Raw genomic sequence first — 16,429 nt, 5'->3', positions numbered from 1 at the left:
GCCCGGTTTTTTATTGGCCGCGAATCTTCAAACGGTGCGTTCCGAAAGGTTCCGGAATGCCTCCAGTGCCCGATCGCGGCTGGCATAGAGGTCCACCAGGGGCAACGGATACCCCGTCACACCGTACAGGCCACCCAGCCCGGCCGGGTTGTGGATATCGCGCTTGTCGAGATGAGCGAGCTCCGGTAACCACTGACGCAGGAAGCGGCCGTCCGGGTCGAATTTCTGCGACTGGCTAATGGGGTTGAAGATGCGGAAGTAAGGAGCCGCATCGGTTCCGGTGGAGGCGCTCCACTGCCAACCTCCATTGTTCGCCGCGAGGTCACCGTCGATAAGGTTACGCATGAACCAGCGCTCGCCTTCGCGCCAGTCGATCAGCAGGTTCTTGGTGAGGAACATGGCCACCACCATGCGCAGGCGGTTGTGCATCCAGCCGGTGGCGAGCAACTGGCGCATCGCCGCGTCGACGATGGGAATCCCGGTGCGACCCTGCTGCCAGGCTTCCAGTTCCTCCGGCGCTCGGCGCCAATGCAGCGCTTCGGTTTCCTTGCGGAAAGGCCGGTGGCGGGAAACCCGTGGAAAGGCCACCAGGATGTGCTTGTAGAACTCGCGCCAGAGCAGCTCGTTGATCCAGCAGACGGCGCCGGGGTTGCCACTGTCGAACTCCCCTTGGTTGTTGCGCAGCGCCGCGTGCAGGCACTGGCGGGGTGAAAGCACACCGGCGGCGAGGTAGGGCGAAAGCTGGCTGGTGCCGGCTGCCGCAGGGAAATCCCGGCGTTCCTCGTAGCACCAGAGCTCTTCCAGGGCGAAGGCATCCAGGCGTTCGCGTGCGGCCTCTTCGCCAGCCGGCCAGAGTTGGCGCAGGCTTTCCGGGGGTATCGGGAAGCCTTCCACCAAAGCCGGGAGCGTATCGCTGGGGATATCCAGTTCCTCCTGCGCCACAGGGGGCGGCAGGCACCTCGGTAGCGCGGTGTGCAGGCGCTGGTAGCAGGCCTTGCGGAACTGGCTGAAGACCTGGAAGCAGGTGCCGGACTGGGTCAGCACGCTGCCGGGACGGAACAGCAATTGGTCGAGATGGCTGTGCAGGACGATATTGTCTGCCGCCAATAGATCGGCCACCTGGCGGTCGCGCCGGGCCTCGTTGATGCCGTATTCCTCATTGACCTGCACCGAGCCGATGTCGAACTCATGGCAGACCTCGCGCAGCACTTGTGGCGCTTCGGCCCAGGTGTCGACGTGGCGAACCAGAAGCGGCACGTTCAGCCGGTCCAGTGCCCAAGCCAGCTCAGCCAGGTTGCGCAGCCAGAAATCCACCTTGGCAGGGGCGTCGTCGTGCACCTGCCACTGACCCGGGCTGATGAGGTACAGCGCCAGCGTGGGGCCGGAGGTGAGGGCGGCCTGCAGGGCTGTGTTGTCCTGCACGCGCAGGTCGGTGCGGAACCAGATGAGCTGGCGCATGGCGCATTCCTTTATCGGTTGTGCAGCAGGCCGAGGTCTGACAGGGCCTGCAAGGCGTCGAGCGGGCTTTGGGCCAGGATGACGCCGGGAGTGGGATCCGCTTGGTGGATGGCCGCTGCGGGGCCTGCCAGCAGAAATGGACAGTGTTGGCCGTTGAGCAGTCTGGGCAATTGCCCCGGGCTTAGCGGCTGGCTGGAATAGAGCAACAACGCGCAGGGCTGGATACGCGCCACGGCCAGGGCCAGTTCGGCGGCGGGCACCGGCCAGTCGAAGACGACTACTGTGCAATCGGCGCTGCTGGCGAGCCAGGCCGTGAGCCAGAGTCCGGGCTCCATTGGCAGCTCCGAAACATTGATCATCAGGATCGGTGCCCCGCTGTACTGGCGGTTGTTGTGGTAGAGCCTCGCGCCCAATTTGGTACGCAGCCAGGCGTGCAGGAACACACGCTCCACCTGGCTGCCGAACTGGCCGCGCCAACGTTGATCCAGTTCTTCCAGCAGGGGCTGCAACAATTGCCGGTAGAGGGTCTGTGGCGGATAGAGCGCCACGGCGGCGTTGAAGTATTCGTCCAGTGGGCGTTCGGCGAGATTGCCGATGGCTTCCAGCAGGTGCCGGCGCTGCTGGTCCCAGGGTGAGTCCTGCGTGGGCTCGACGAGGGGCAGTGCAGATTGTTCCTTGAGGAGCCCCTTGACCTGGCCGACGGCGACGCCTCGGTCCAGCCAGGTGAGGATCAGGCGAATGCGCGCTACATCCTCCGCCGTGTAAAGACGATGGCCCTTGCGGGTGCGCAGCGGCACGACCAGCCCGTAGCGGCGTTCCCATGCGCGCAGGGTCACCGGGATCACGCCGGTCTGGCGCGCCACTTCGCGTATGGGCAGCAGCCCCTGAGACAGCGCAGCCTGGTAGTCGATTTCCATGGAGGTTTCGCTTGGGCTGTCCATGGCTAGACGGCGTTGCGCAGGCTGAGTTCTTCCGGATGCGGCTGCAGATAGGCCTGCTGGGCGATGTAGCGATCCGGGTGACTGTTGAAGTGATGCTTGAGCAGGGTGATAGGCACAACCAGCGGGATGACGCCGCTGCGGTACTGCTCGATCAGGCGCTGGAGCTCGGCCTTTTCCATGGGCTTGAGGTGGGTTTTGAGATAACCACTGAGGTGCTGCAGCACGTTGCTGTGGGTGCCACGCGTGGCGCATTTGCCAAGGGCCGTCATGAGTGCGGAGAAATAGCGCGGCCCAATCTCCGTTGCCAGGTGCGCGCCGATGTCGCCAAGCAGTCGGCCAAGGACTTTGTACTGCACCGGGTCGTGGGCCATCAGCTGGTACTTGTAGCGGGAGTGGAACGCGATGATCGCCTTGTGCGTCAGTCCCTCGCGGCACAGTGCTTGCCACTGCGCATAGGCGTAGACGCGGGTGAAGAAGTTTTCCCGCAGCACAGGGTCGTTGAGGCGACCTTCTTCCTCCACCGGCAGATCCGGACGCAGGGCGCAGAAGGCGTGGGCGAAGATGCCTCGGCCGCCGCCTTCAATAGCCTGGCCACTGACCTGATGGACCCTGACCCGTGCCAGCCCGCAGGAAGGTGACTTCTGCATGAAGATGTAGCCACTGATGTCGTCGAGCTGCTCGGCCATGACCTTGCCGAATTCGGCCAGCGCTTCGGTGTGATCGTGCTGCGGCTGGCGCGTGCCGACCGCGCGCGGTGCTTTGGGGTCGCCAATCAGTCGTATGGGCGCGCGGGGTATGCCGAGTCCGATGGCCACTTCCGGGCACTGGGGAACGAAGTCGAAGTACGCCGCCAGACTGTGACTGCACAGCCGTGACGCCTTGTGCCCACCATTGAAGCGCACGGGTTCACCAAGCAGGCAGGCACTGATACCCAGTTTGGGACGCTGTGTCAGATCGAAATGCATGGCCATGGGTGTTACCTGGACATGAGTTGTACAAGGCGTGAATCTTGTACATATTTTCTGAAATCATAGAGCTTTACTTGTACAAGTCAAATGTCTTGTACAAGTTATGGTTGAGGGGAATCAGTGACAGCCGAGCAGTCAGGACGTCACTTCTCATCGATGACGGGAGGGGCGGACGGGGACGTGTTTTCCGTGTCTGGACGGCCGCAGGGCCGTCCATTTCGAGCGCGGGAATTTGCGCAGGTCGGGTCGCGCGATTACAGGTGCTCGAGCAGACGCCGAGCGGCTTCCTGGCCACTGAGCCAGGCACCTTCCACGCGGCCGGACAGGCACCAGTCGCCACAGGCGTAAAGACCCAGATCGGCATCGGCGAGTGCGCCCCACTGGTGCGCCTGGCTTGGCCGCGCGTAGAGCCAGCGATGCGCCAGGCTGAAGTTCGGCGCGGGAACGGCGCAGCCGATCATCTCGGCGAAGGCACCGTGCAAGTGTTCGATCACCGCGTCTTTGGGCATGTCCAGGTGTTGCTTGCTCCAGTTGCTGGTGGCGTGCAGCACCCAGGTATCCAGGCTGGTTTCGCGGCCGGGCTTGGAGCGATTGCGGGCGAGCCAGTCCAGCGGGCTGTCTTGCAGGAAGCAGCCTTCGACGCGGGTATCCAGCGGTTCACTGAAGCCCAGCGCCACGGCCCAGGTCGGCTCCATGGCGACGCTCGCGGCGGCACCGGCGAGCTTGGGCGCGGCGGCCAGCAAGGCTGCAGCGTGGGGTGCCGGGGTCGCGACTATCACATGACTGAACGGACCGTGACTCAGGCCTTCGGCATCCTGAAGGCCCCAGTGGCGTTCGCCACGGAAGACCTCGGTGATGCGGCAGGCGAAATTCACCGGCAGGGCACCGAGCAGGGCGCGGGTGATGGCGCTCATGCGTGGTGTGCCGACCCAGCGGATCTGCTCGTCGGGGGAGGGCAGCAGCTGGCCTTCGCTGAAGTGGTAGAGACTGGGCGACCATTCTGCGACCCAGCCACGATCGCGCCATTGCTGCACCACCTCGGCGAAACGACGGTCGCGGGCGGTGAAATATTGAGCGCCAAGGTCCACGGAGCCGGCGTCGCTGCGTTTGCTGGCCATGCGTCCGCCGCTGCCGCGGCTCTTCTCGAAGAGCTCCACGTTCTGCCCAGCCGCATGCAGCGCCTGGGCAGCGGAGAGGCCGGCTATGCCGGTACCGATGATGGCGATAGGTGCACTCATGGTCTACCTCGTTACCTATGGCTACAGGCTACGCTTTAGACAACACCTGTACAAATTTCAAGCTTTGTACAGGTCGATCGGTTCCAATCGCTGACTTCTGCATTTCTGACGATACGTGGCCCGAACCGGGGCACGTTGATTCGTCATAAACCAGACTAGGGCGATATCCGCAGTTAGCGCCATGCGAGGAGGATGCCATGCACATATTGCTGACCGGCGGTACTGGTCTGATCGGCCGTGCGCTCTGCCAGCGTTGGCTCGCGGAAGGTCATCAGCTCACAGTGCTGAGTCGGCGGCCGCAGAGCGTGGCAAGTCTCTGCGGTCGCACGGTGCGTGGCATCAGTCAGTTTCCCGAGTATGGCGATGAACCCTTGGACGCCATCGTCAACCTGGCGGGCGAACCCATTGCCGACCGGCCGTGGAGCAACAAGCGCAAGGCACAGCTTTGGGGCAGCCGCATCACCCTCACCGAGCAGATGCTGGAGTGGCTGGAGAAGCGCGGCCAGATGCCGCAGGTCCTGCTCAATGGCTCCGCGGTTGGCTGGTACGGCGATGGGGGCGAGCGGGAACTGACTGAGGATTCACCTCCGGTGACCGACGATTTCGCCAGCCAGTTGTGCGTGGCCTGGGAGGAGACCGCGCAACGCGCAGAGGCATTCGGCATCCGCGTGGTGCTGGTGCGCACCGGTCTGGTGCTGGCGCGTGACGGTGGGTTCCTCAAACGCCTGGTGCCGCCCTTTCGCCTGGGGCTGGGCGGCCCCTTGGGCAATGGTCGGCAATGGATGCCGTGGGTGCACCTCGACGACCAAATTGCCCTGATGGATTTTCTCTTGAAGCGAAGCGACGCGCGCGGTCCTTATAATGCGTGCTCGCCGCAGCCCGTGCGCAACCGCGACTTCGCCCGAAGCCTGGGTCGCGCATTGGGGCGGCCAGCCTTCATGCCGGCGCCGGCGTTCGTCCTGCGCCTGGTGCTGGGCGAACTGGCCGGTCTGTTGCTCGGCGGCCAGCGTGCGGTACCGGCCCGATTGCGGGCGGCGGGATTCACCTTTGCATTCACCGATCTGGACATGGCCCTCGGCGACCTGCTGAAGCCTAAGGATGTTTGATGACTGATCACGCGCTGCTGCTGGTCAACCTGGGTTCTCCGGCTTCCACCAAGGTGGAGGACGTACGGAGCTACCTCGATCAGTTCCTCATGGACCCCTATGTAGTCGACCTGCCCTGGCCGCTGCGGCGCCTGCTGGTTTCGCTGATCCTGATCAAGCGTCCGGCGCAGTCGGCTCACGCGTATTCGTCCATCTGGTGGCCGAACGGCTCGCCGCTGATCGTCCTCAGTCGCGAATTGCAGGACGCGATCGTTCCCCACTGGCGGCATGGCCCGGTGGAACTGGCGATGCGCTATGGCGAACCTTCCATCGAAAGCGCCCTGCGCAAGTTGGCAGCACAGGGCATCAAGCGTGTGACCCTGGCACCGCTCTATCCGCAGTTCGCCGATAGCACCACCACGACCGCCATCGAGGAAGCTCGCCGGGTGATCCGCGAGCAGGGCCTCAAGCTGGACGTTGCGGTGCTGCCACCCTTCTTCGCCCAGCCGGATTACCTGGACGCCCTGGTGGCCAGCGCCAAGCCCTACCTGGAGCAGGACTTCGACCACCTGCTGCTGAGCTTCCACGGTTTGCCCGAGCGGCATATCCGCAAGCTGGTCAAGGGTATCGACCCGCAACATGACTTGAGCGCCGCCGACAGCCGTGGTGTCAGCGACGAGGTCCTGGCAGTCTGCTACCGCAGCCAATGCCAGCGCACGGCGGAAGCCTTCGCTGAGCGCGCCGGCCTTGCGCCGGGCAAGTGGTCGGTGTCCTTCCAGTCGCGCCTGGGCAAGGACAAGTGGATCGAGCCTTACACCGAAGCGCGGCTCGATGAACTGGCGAAGCAGGGCGTGAAGAAGCTGCTGGTGATGTGCCCGGCCTTCGTTGCCGACTGCATCGAGACGCTGGAAGAAATCGGCCAGCGTGGCAGCGAGCAGTTCCAGGAAGCGGGCGGCCAGGAGCTGGTGCTGGTGCCGTGCATGAACAGCCATCCGCAATGGGTTTCGGCCCTGGCGAAACTCTGCGAAACCGCAGTGCGGCCTCTGTGACCCCACGTACGTAGGAGTGAGCTGGAGCTCCTTCGCGAGCAGAGCTCGCTCCTACGATGTTTTCAGGGGTAGCTATTAGCCGAAGGGCACGGATCGCATTCAGCCTGCCTATATGACGACCGTTCTCGTATTCAGGCCGCCCATGGCCACCTAAGCTGGGCTCTTCTTCAACCGTCGTGCGCCGCACCGGCGGCGCCGAGGAGAGCCCATGCAGAACAAGAACAATGGCTATCCCTCGGGCCTGAGAGCCTGGACCACCGTTGCCATCCTGATGGTGGCCTACGTGCTGTCCTTCATCGATCGGCAGATTCTCAACCTGCTGGTGGAGCCCATCCGCCGTGACCTGGTCATCAGCGACACGCAGATGAGCCTGCTGATGGGCCTCTCCTTCGCGCTCTTCTATACCGTCTGCGGCATTCCCCTGGGGCGTCTGGCCGACAGCCGCAGCCGGCGTGGGTTGATCGCCGTCGGCGTGCTGTTCTGGAGCGCCGCCACTGCCGCGTGTGGCATGGCCAAGCTCTACTGGCAATTCCTGCTCTGCCGCATCGGCGTAGGCGTGGGCGAGGCGGCCCTATCGCCGGCGGCCTATTCGCTGATCGCCGACAGTTTCCCCAAGGAGCGGCGTGCTACGGCCATCAGCGTCTACTCCATGGGCGTCTATCTCGGTTCCGGGTTGGCCTTCCTGCTGGGTGGGCTGGTGATCAAGTTCGCTTCGGCCCAGGGCGAGGTGCACTTGCCGGTGCTGGGCGAGGTCCGTCCATGGCAATTGATCTTCCTGATCCTTGGCGCCGCCGGCGTGCTCTTCACCCTGCTGATGCTGGCGGTGCGCGAACCGCAGCGGCGTGGCATTGGTGCTGGCGTGGTGGTGCCCCTTTCGGAGGTCGGTCGTTACCTGCGCAGCAATCGGCGCACCGTCATCTGCCACAACTTCGGCTTCGCCGGCCTGGCCTTCGCCGGTTATGGCAGCGCTGCGTGGATTCCCACCTTCTACATCCGTACCCATGGCTGGGACGCCGGCCAGGTTGGCGTGATCTACGGCAGCCTGGTGGCCGTGTTCGGTTGCCTGGGGATCGTATTCGGTGGGCGCCTGGCGGACTGGATGGCCAAGCACGGTCGCGCGGATGCCAACATGCGCGTCGGCCTCTTCGCCGCCCTCGGCGCCTTGCCGCTGGTGGTGCTGTTTCCTCTGCTGGATGACGCTTTCTGGGTGACAGTGCTGATGGCGCCTACAGTGTTCTGCTTGAGCATGCCCTTCGGCGTGGCGCCGGCCGCCATCCAGGAAATCATGCCCAACGCCATGCGCGGCCAGGCTTCGGCCATCTACCTGTTCGTGATCACCCTGATCGGCCTCGGCTTCGGTCCCACCGCCGTCGCGCTGGTGACCGACTACGTGTTCGCCGACGACAAGGCCCTGCGTTACTCGCTGCTGATTGTCACCACCATCGCGGTGGCGAGTTCGGTGGTGCTGCTGTGGGCCGGGCTCAAACCTTATCGCGAGAGCCTGCAGCGGCTGCAGAGTTGGGGCGCGGAGTCGCAGGACGACAGCATGCTGCGCGAGGCACAGCCTTCCACGTAGGTTGCGGCTGAGTGCAGCGAAGCCCAACGCAGTGTTTCGGATTGTTGGGCTTCGCATAGCTCAGCCACAACCTACAGTGCGGCGTTACCCAACCGGCAAAAGAAAAGCCCCGCATTCGCGGGGCTTTTCTTTCATGGCGCGGCCTCAGATATGCGGCGCGTCGTCCGCAGCTTGATGCTTCCAGGTCTGGTGCCCCGGCAGAATCAGGTTGAGGGCGATGGCGACGATGGCGCAGAGGGCGATGCCTTTCAGGCCGAAGTCGTCCTGGCCGGTACCTGTGCCCACCAGCATGCCGCCGATGCCGAACACCAGGGTGACGGAGACGATCACCAGGTTGCGGGCTTCGGCCAGGTCCACCTGGTGGCGGATCATGGTGTTCAGGCCAACCGCTGCAATGGAGCCGAACAGCAGGCAGAGGATGCCGCCCATGACCGGTACCGGGATGCTCTGCAGGATGGCGCCGAACTTGCCGATGAAGGCCAGGCCGACGGCGAAGACCGCTGCCCAGGTCATGATCTTCGGGTTGTAGTTCTTGGTCAGCATCACGGCGCCGGTCACTTCGGCATAGGTGGTGTTCGGCGGGCCACCGAACAGGCCGGCGGCCGACGTGGCCAAGCCGTCGCCGAGCAGGGTGCGGTGCAGGCCGGGCGTCTTGAGGTAGTTGCGGCCGGTCACGCTGCCCACGGCGATCACGCCGCCGATGTGCTCGATGGCCGGGGCCAGTGCCACCGGGACGATGAACAGGATGGCCTGCAGGTTGAACTCGGGGGCGGTGAAGTTCGGCAGTTCCAGCCAGGGGGCGGCGGCGATCTTCGCGGTGTCCACCACGCCGAACCAGAAGGACAGGGCGAAGCCGACGATCACGCCGGAGATGATCGGCACCAGGCGGAAGATGCCCTTGCCGAACACGGCGACGATCAAGGTGGTGAGCAGCGCCGGCATGGAGATCCACATGGCGGTGGCATAGGGGATCAGCTCGGCGCCGTCACCGCCCTTGCCCATCGCCATGTTGGCGGCGATGGGGGCCATGGCCAGGCCGATGGAAATCACCACCGGGCCAATCACTACCGGCGGCAGCAAGCGGTCGATAAAGCCGGTGCCTTTGATCTTCACCGCGAGGCCGAGGAAGGTGTAGACGAAGCCCGCCGCCACCACGCCGCCCATTGTCGCGGCCAGGCCGAACTGGCCCTTGGCGAGGATGATGGGGGTGATGAAGGCGAAGCTGGAGGCCAGGAAGACCGGCACCTGGCGCCCGGTAACCAGCTGGAACAGCAAGGTACCGAGACCGGCGGTGAAGAGCGCTACGTTCGGGTCCAGTCCGGTGATCAGCGGCATCAGCACCAGGGCGCCGAAAGCCACGAAAAGCATCTGGGCGCCGGAAATGACCTGGCGCCAGAGCGGGTCCTTGAAGTCGTCGCTCATCGATCAGTTTTCCTTCTGCTTGGTGCCGAAGATCTTGTCGCCGGCATCCCCGAGGCCGGGGATGATGTAGCCGTGCTCGTTGAGCTTCTGATCGATGGACGCAGTGAAGATCATCACGTCCGGGTGGGCATCGTTGACCACCTTGATGCCTTCCGGCGCGGCGACCAGCACCATCGCGCGGATCTCCTTGCAGCCGGCGCGCTTGAGCAGGTCGATGGTGGCGACCATGGAACCGCCGGTGGCCAGCATCGGGTCGATGATCAATGCCAGTCGCTCGTCGATCTCCGGCGCCAGTTTTTCCAGGTAGGTGTGGGCTTCCAGGGTTTCTTCATTGCGGGCCACGCCCACGGCGCTGACCTTGGCACCCGGGATCAGGCTGAGGACGCCGTCCAGCATGCCGATGCCAGCGCGCAGGATGGGCACGACGGTGATCTTCTTGCCGGCGATCTTCTCCACCTGCACGGTGCCGGCCCAACCCTGGATTTCATAGTTTTCCAGGGGCAGGTCGTTGGTCGCTTCGTAAGTCAGCAGGGCGCCGACTTCCTGTGCCAGTTCGCGGAAGTTCTTGGTGCTGATGTCGGCGCGGCGCATCAGGCCGAGCTTGTGGCGGATCAGCGGGTGGCGGATCTCACGGATGGGCATGGGAAGGTTCTCCGGCGGGCTGGCAAAAAAATTGCGTTAGCTTAATTCATTGATCACGGGCTGTGCTGCACTGACTGGTGGGTCCAGGCCCCGGATGTCGCGGCGATGCAAGGAACTGTCACACGCGGCAGCAGCCTGCTGCAGTATGGTCGACACTCGTCTGTCGGGACTTGCTCCGAGGCAGGCGGATGAGTACCTTTGCCGACTTTTATCTTGACGCCCCGTTCAAGTTTTCATCGGGAACCCTGCCTGTTCCCCGCAGAACCCAGAGGAATTGCCATGTCCGCCGATCTCGCACACATCCGCCAGGTAAGGGCCGAAGCCGATTGCCTGTACACCGACGCCCAGGTCGAGGCGGCCATCGCCCAGGTCGCCACCGCCATCAACGGCGAACTGGCCGAACGCAACCCGGTGGTGTTCTGCGTGATGAACGGCGGCCTGATCTTCGCCGGCAAGCTGCTGCCCAAGCTGGACTTCCCGCTGGAGCTGTCCTACCTGCACGCCACCCGTTACCGCAACGAAACCAGCGGCGGCGAGTTGTTCTGGAAAGCCAAGCCGGAAATCTCCTTCATCGATCGCGATGTGCTGATCATCGACGACATCCTCGACGAGGGGCACACGCTGGCGGCCATCATCGATTTCTGCAAACACGCCGGGGCTGCCAAGGTGCACACCGCCGTGCTGATCGACAAGACCCACGACCGCAAGGCCCGCCCGGACCTGAAGGCCGACTACGTGGGCCTGCCCTGCGAAGACCGCTACATCTTCGGCTACGGCATGGACTACAAGGGCTACTGGCGCAACGCCGCCGGCATCTTCGCGGTCAAGGGACTCTGAGCCATGAGTTCGCCGCGCTTCCTTGATCAGGCCCTGTTCACCGAGTTGGCCGAGAAGGCCGCGGCAAGCCCGCGCAAGCGCCAGCATCACAACTTCCACGCCATGGAAGAGCCCTGCCATCGCCTGGCGGTGGGGTTGCAGCCCGGAACCTACATCCCCCCGCACCGTCACCTGTCCGCCGACAAAGCGGAAAGCCTGCTGGTGATCAAGGGACGCCTGGGCCTGCTGATCTTCGACGAAGACGGCAAGGTGATCGACCAGCGTGAACTCGAGGCGGGTGGTGACTGCGTTGGCGTCGACGTGCCACCGGGGGTGTTCCACGCGCTGGTGGCGCTGGAACCGGACACCATCCTGTTCGAATGCAAGGCGGGTCCTTATCGTCCGGTGGGCGAAGGTGAATTGCCCGCCTGGTCACCCCGCGAGGGTGAAGCGGGCGTGGCGGACTACCTGGCCTGGATGACCTCTCTGTTCAACTGAGACTCCTCAGGCTCCAGCCATCGCAATGCCTTGGCGCGAGCCTGTTCCAGGGTTTTCACGTAGGCCAGTTTTCCCGTCTCCCGATGCACGCCTGCGCGGCGTAGTTTCAACCGCACTCGGGGCGAGGTGCCGACCAGCACCAATCCGATGCCCTGGCGACCGTAGTCGTGCAGCAGGTTTTCCAGGGCCGCCAGCGCGGTCATGTCCAGCATCGGTACCGCCGACATTTCGACGATCACCACCTTCACCTCGGGATTTAAGCGGCGCAGCACGCTCAGCGCTTTTTCTGCAGCGCCGAAGAACAGTGGCCCACGAATGGCGTAGACCAGTACCTGTTCGGGCAGATCGCGCAGGGCCTCGTGAAAGTGGCGGGGCAGGGGCGCGGTGTCGGTAAGGTCGCTCATGCGCTTGATGAACAGGCCGGCGGCCAGCAGCAGGCCGACGCCGACTGCCAACACCATGTCGAACAGCACTGTCAGCACCAGGCAGGTGAGCAGGACCAGCACGTCGTTGCGCGGGGCTATGCGCAGGGTGTGCGCCACGTGCCGCGCTTCGCTCATGTTCCACGCCACCATCAACAGCAGTGCCGCCAGCGCCGCCATGGGCAGGTAGCTGAACAACGGCGCGAGCAGCAGCATCGCCAGCAGTACAACGCCGGTATGGATGATGGCTGCGAGGGGCGAACGGGCACCGGCGCGCACGTTGGCCGCGCTGCGGGCGATTGCCGCGGTGGCGGTGATACCGCCGAACAGTGGCGCGATCAGGTTACCCAGACCCTGGCCGAGCAGTTCTGCATTGGGATCGTGGCGTGTACCCGCCATGCCATCCGCCACCACGGCGCAAAGCAGCGACTCGATGGCACCGAGCATGGCGATGGCGAAGGCCGGGGCCAGCAACTGGCGGATCAGTTCGAACGACAGGCCCAGGGGCTGGCCATCGGGGCCGGGCAGTAGCCACGGCCAGGCGAATGTTGGCAGGAAGGGCGGAATGCCGGGATGGCGGATGCCGTCCACGACATGGCTGAAGCGCTCGCCGAGGGTCGCAACGGGAATGCCCAGGGCTTCCAGCAGCAGTCCGAGCAAGGCCCCCAGCGCCAACGCCACGAGATGGCCCGGGACCTTGGGAACCAGGCGCGGCCAGATCACCAGTACGGCCAAGCAGGTGACGGCCACCAGGGCATCACCCAGGTGCGCGGTCGGCAGGGCTCCGGCCAGCAGGTGCAACTGGTCCACGTAGTTCTGCGGCGTCCCGGGCAACTGCAGGCCGAGCAGGTCCTTGATCTGCAAGGTGGCGATGACGATGCCGATGCCGGCAGTGAACCCCAGCGTCACCGGGTAGGGGATGAACTGGATCAGCCGGCCAAGACGTGCCAGTCCCATGGCGATGAGAATCAGCCCTGCCATCAGCGTGCAGAGCAGCAGGCCGCCAAGCCCGAACTGCTGGGTGATGGGCAGCAGGATCACCACGAAGGCGGCGGTAGGTCCGGAAATATTGAAGCGCGAGCCTCCAGTAAGGGCGATCAGCGGCGCCGCCAGCAGTACCGTGTAGAGGCCATGTTGCGGCGCCACGCCGACCGCGATGGCCAGCGCCATGGCCAGGGGGATGGCGATGATGCCGACGGTGACACCGGCAGACAGGTCGCCGCGCAGGTCGGCCAGGGAGTAGCCCTCGCGCAACGTCTGGCGCAAGGCCGCGAACAGGGGAGGGAGGTATCGGGACATGGTCGCTCCTGTGGCTGAGGTCCCGAGTATAGGAGGCAAGCTCCGAGAGGTAAGTCGGCAAGGGTCGAATGCCGCTGTCCGAAAACCCCGTGCTAGAGTGTTCGCCCGCTGAATCCGGAGTCTTCGATGTTGCTTCCCTTGCGTTTCGGGGCCTGCTTGGCCCTTCTCCTGAGCCTGCCGTTGGCCGCCGCCGAAAATGCTCCCATGCATGCCCAGTTCCTGCCCCCCGACGACCTCTCGCTGCGTCAGGAGCAGCCCGATCAGCAGCAACTGATCCAGATCACCGAGTACTCGGTCGTGCTGGGCAGCCAGCGCCAGTCCAACCAGCAGCCGATTCCCATCACCTCGCCCGCCGTGCTGCGCCTCAAGGGCAAGCCGCTCAGCAAGGGCGCCGACGTGCGGCAGGTGGTGATCCAGTTCGATGCCGAGGGCAAGAGCCTGAAGAAGCCCGGCTACGACCCGCAGACCCGCATCCTCAGCCTGAACTATCCGATGACGCAGTATGCGGCGGTGCTCGATCTGCTGCGTAACGGGCCGGTGTACTGCCAGTTCCTCAGCTACCCCAATGGTCATGTCTGGGCCGATCTGCACAGCGGAGCGGTACGCCTGCGTTGAGCGCGCAGGCCCGGCGGGGGTAAACTGCCCGCCCCGTGATACCCGGCCCGAGAGATGTGAGCGATGCGTAAAGACAAGAAGCAGGTGATTGGCGAAGAAATCTCCGAAGACTCGATCAAGCTGTTCCTCGCGGTCGAGCCGGCCGACTCCACTCCGCCTTCGCTGCACAAGCTGATCAAGGCCTACCGTGGCCTGCGTATCGACGACTTCGAGCGTTTCGTCGGCTTCTTCGTCGAAGCGGGTTACGACCTCAACGCCAAGGATGAGAAGGGCAACGACTTCATCGCCCTGATCCAGGACCAGCGCCAGGCTGAGCCCTATATCGAAGTGATCAAGGCCGCTCGCGGCTGATCCCTTTGCGCTGTTGAAGAGCCCGCCATTGAGCGGGCTTTTTCATGGGCGCGGGGACTGGCCCTAGAACCGTAGGATGGGTGGAGCGGAGCGATACCCATGCGGACAAGGCGGACATTGGCGCGGACAACATTCACGGATGCGAGCGTTCGCGAGCAGAGCTCGCTCCTACGAAAAGCGTTTCTGCGGGCAACAAAAAACCGCCCCGAAGGGCGGTTTTTCTTTCAGCGTGCTGCCGGGACTCAGGCGATGCTCTGGGTCGCGGTGTCGACGCTGGTCAGGCCAAGCGCCGCATCGGAGCGGGCGCTGACTTCGCGGTACAGGGCTGCATCGCTTTCCAGGGCCTTTTCGCGAGCCGGGAAGATTTCCTTCAGCTTGGCCGTCCATTGCTCGGAACGCGCCTGCTCGGCGAAGCAGCGCTCGATCAGGTTGAGCATGATGGAAACGGTCACCGAAGCGCCCGGAGATGCGCCCAGCAGGGCCGCGATGCTGCCGTCTTCGGCCGAGACCAGCTCGGTACCGAACTGCAGTACGCCGCCTTTGCCTGCGTCCTTCTTGATGATCTGCACGCGCTGGCCGGCCACTTCCAGGCGCCAGTCCGCCGGGTTCAGGTCCGGATAGAACTTGCGCAGGGCATCCAGGCGCTGCTCCTGGGACTGCATCACTTCCTTGATCAGGTAGCGAGTCAGGTCCATGTTGTCGCGGGCCACCGAGAGCATCGGCAGGAGGTTGCTCGGACGGACCGAAAGCGGCAGGTCCATGAAGGAACCGTGCTTGAGGAACTTGGTGGTGAAGCCGGCGTAAGGTCCGAACAGCAGGGATTTCTTGCCGTCGACCACGCGGGTGTCCAGGTGCGGCACGGACATCGGCGGTGCGCCGACTTCGGCCTGGCTGTAGACCTTGGCCTGGTGCTGCTTGACCACTTCGGGGTTGTCGCAACGCAGCCACTGGCCGCTGACCGGGAAGCCGCCGAAGCCCTTGCCTTCCGGAATGCCGGAGAGCTGCAGCAGCGGCAGGGCACCACCGCCGGCACCGAGGAACACGAAGCGCGCGGACACTTCACGAGTGGCGCCGGTCTCGGTGTTCTTGACGCTGACTTTCCAGCCCTTGTCGGTGCGGCTGAGGTTGGTGACCTTCTGGAAGTAGCTGACGCGGGTGTCCTGCAGGCTGGAGAGGTACTGCAGCAGCTGGTTGGTGACGGCGCCGAAGTTGACGTCGGTACCATTCATGGCGCGGGTCGCAGCGATTTTCTCGGACGCGTCGCGTCCTTTCATCATCAGCGGCGTCCATTTGGCCATGGTGGCGCGGTCTTCGGTGTACTCCATCCCGCTGAAGGCGTGGTGCTGGCGGAGCAGCTCGAAACGCTTCTTGAGGAAGGCCGTGTCCTTTTCACCGCGCACGAAGGAGAGGTGCGGAACGGCGTTGATGAAAGTCTTGGGCGAGCCGAACGCGCTCTTGCCGCTCATGTAAGCCCAGAACTGCTTGGACACCTCGAACTGGGCGTTGATGTTGGCGGCCTTCTTGATGTCGATGGAGCCATCAGCCGCCTGGGGCGTGTAGTTGAGCTCGCAGAGGCCCGCATGACCGGTGCCTGCGTTGTTCCAGGGGTTGGAGCTTTCGATGGCTCCCGATTCCCGGAGTTCGGCGATCTCCAGCTTCATACCGGGATCGAGCTCTTTCAGCAGTACCGCCAGCGTAGCGCTCATGATGCCGGCCCCGACCAGCAACACGTCCACTGCTTCGTAATCGTTTTGCGCCATTTGCTCGCCACTCTCTCGTGAAGTAGTGAAAAACCGTCATCTCACGCTCTTTTGGAGACGTGAACCTCAAAAGGATCGGCTACCCCCAGGCAGGCCGCTTCCGTCTGCATACGTGTTGCTACGCATGCGTCCCTGCAAAAAAGCGTTTGCAATTCGGGCGGAAGGATGCGGCCAGCCAACGAGTGGCAGCGCGAAAAGTGGACGGCTCTCTGTGGGGCTGTGCGGATGACCAAGCTGGCGCGAGGTGCGGTGTTGCGAGGCCCGATCAGGAGACGACCTTATAATCGGG

General features: G+C 64.1%; 15 protein-coding genes. 7 read left to right on the top strand and 8 right to left on the bottom strand.

All coding sequences use genetic code 11. The features are described 5' to 3' along the window. Window positions 1–27: 27 nt before the first annotated feature. The 4 genes from phrB to DM872_RS16650 all read right to left on the bottom strand — a co-directional run bounded on the left by phrB (window position 28) and on the right by DM872_RS16650 (window position 4,605). Window positions 28–1,458, bottom strand: a complete 1,431-nt coding sequence (gene phrB, locus DM872_RS16665; RefSeq protein ID WP_179060517.1) for a deoxyribodipyrimidine photo-lyase — start codon at window positions 1,456–1,458, stop codon at window positions 28–30. An 11-nt stretch (window positions 1,459–1,469) separates the two neighbouring features. Then, window positions 1,470–2,399: a MerR family transcriptional regulator gene (locus DM872_RS16660; protein ID WP_179060516.1), complete on the bottom strand. Its 930-nt coding sequence runs from the start codon at window positions 2,397–2,399 to the stop codon at window positions 1,470–1,472. A gap of 2 nt (window positions 2,400–2,401) precedes the next feature. After that, window positions 2,402–3,370 (bottom strand): YbgA family protein, encoded by a 969-nt coding sequence (locus DM872_RS16655; protein ID WP_179060515.1) that lies wholly within the window; start codon window positions 3,368–3,370, stop codon window positions 2,402–2,404. Window positions 3,371–3,621: 251 nt separating this feature from the next. Then, window positions 3,622–4,605, bottom strand: a complete 984-nt coding sequence (locus tag DM872_RS16650) for an NAD(P)/FAD-dependent oxidoreductase (RefSeq protein ID WP_179060514.1) — start codon at window positions 4,603–4,605, stop codon at window positions 3,622–3,624. 197 nt (window positions 4,606–4,802) lie between these two features. Between DM872_RS16650 and DM872_RS16645 the strand changes: the two genes are divergently transcribed. The 3 genes from DM872_RS16645 (at window position 4,803) to DM872_RS16635 (ending at window position 8,315) form a co-directional block, all read left to right on the top strand. Further along, window positions 4,803–5,711, top strand: coding sequence for a TIGR01777 family oxidoreductase (locus DM872_RS16645; protein WP_179060513.1), 909 nt, complete (start codon window positions 4,803–4,805; stop codon window positions 5,709–5,711). After that, window positions 5,711–6,739 carry a ferrochelatase gene (gene hemH / locus DM872_RS16640; protein WP_179060512.1) on the top strand — a complete coding sequence of 343 codons (1,029 nt, stop codon included), beginning with the start codon at window positions 5,711–5,713 and terminating at the stop codon, window positions 6,737–6,739. The genes DM872_RS16645 and hemH overlap by 1 nt, the downstream gene beginning before the upstream one ends. 208 nt (window positions 6,740–6,947) lie before the next feature. Beyond that, the gene (locus tag DM872_RS16635) at window positions 6,948–8,315 is read left to right on the top strand and encodes a spinster family MFS transporter (RefSeq protein WP_179060511.1); all 1,368 of its coding nucleotides are present in this window, start codon (window positions 6,948–6,950) and stop codon (window positions 8,313–8,315) included. A gap of 144 nt (window positions 8,316–8,459) precedes the next feature. Here the strand turns inward: DM872_RS16635 and DM872_RS16630 are convergent, their stop codons facing one another. Then, window positions 8,460–9,737 (bottom strand): uracil-xanthine permease family protein, encoded by a 1,278-nt coding sequence (locus tag DM872_RS16630; protein WP_179060510.1) that lies wholly within the window; start codon window positions 9,735–9,737, stop codon window positions 8,460–8,462. Window positions 9,738–9,740: 3 nt separating this feature from the next. Then, window positions 9,741–10,379 (bottom strand): uracil phosphoribosyltransferase, encoded by a 639-nt coding sequence (gene upp, locus DM872_RS16625; protein WP_028629936.1) that lies wholly within the window; start codon window positions 10,377–10,379, stop codon window positions 9,741–9,743. 279 nt (window positions 10,380–10,658) lie between these two features. On the opposite strand from upp, the gene DM872_RS16620 reads away from it, so the two are divergent. Then, complete coding sequence (locus DM872_RS16620) at window positions 10,659–11,216, top strand: hypoxanthine-guanine phosphoribosyltransferase (protein WP_179060509.1); 558 nt, start codon at window positions 10,659–10,661, stop codon at window positions 11,214–11,216. A 3-nt stretch (window positions 11,217–11,219) separates the two neighbouring features. Next, window positions 11,220–11,693 carry a WbuC family cupin fold metalloprotein gene (locus DM872_RS16615; protein WP_179060508.1) on the top strand — a complete coding sequence of 158 codons (474 nt, stop codon included), beginning with the start codon at window positions 11,220–11,222 and terminating at the stop codon, window positions 11,691–11,693. Here the strand turns inward: DM872_RS16615 and dauA are convergent. After that, complete coding sequence (dauA, locus tag DM872_RS16610) at window positions 11,660–13,414, bottom strand: C4-dicarboxylic acid transporter DauA (RefSeq protein WP_179060507.1); 1,755 nt, start codon at window positions 13,412–13,414, stop codon at window positions 11,660–11,662. The genes DM872_RS16615 and dauA overlap by 34 nt on opposite strands. A 126-nt stretch (window positions 13,415–13,540) precedes the next feature. Here dauA and DM872_RS16605 point away from each other — a divergent pair, with 126 nt between their 5' ends. Continuing rightward, complete coding sequence (locus DM872_RS16605) at window positions 13,541–14,029, top strand: hypothetical protein (protein ID WP_179060506.1); 489 nt, start codon at window positions 13,541–13,543, stop codon at window positions 14,027–14,029. Between the two features lie 63 nt (window positions 14,030–14,092). Next, window positions 14,093–14,380, top strand: a complete 288-nt coding sequence (locus DM872_RS16600) for a PA4642 family protein (RefSeq protein ID WP_077526302.1) — start codon at window positions 14,093–14,095, stop codon at window positions 14,378–14,380. Window positions 14,381–14,622: 242 nt separating this feature from the next. Here the strand turns inward: DM872_RS16600 and mqo are convergent, their stop codons facing one another. Further along, window positions 14,623–16,140, bottom strand: a complete 1,518-nt coding sequence (mqo, locus tag DM872_RS16595) for a malate dehydrogenase (quinone) (protein ID WP_179060505.1) — start codon at window positions 16,138–16,140, stop codon at window positions 14,623–14,625. Window positions 16,141–16,429 lie beyond the last annotated feature (289 nt).

It is taken from the genome of Pseudomonas taiwanensis (assembly GCF_013393345.1).
Lineage (GTDB): Bacteria > Pseudomonadota > Gammaproteobacteria > Pseudomonadales > Pseudomonadaceae > Metapseudomonas > Metapseudomonas resinovorans_C.
This window is presented reverse-complemented; position numbering and strand designations above follow the sequence as displayed.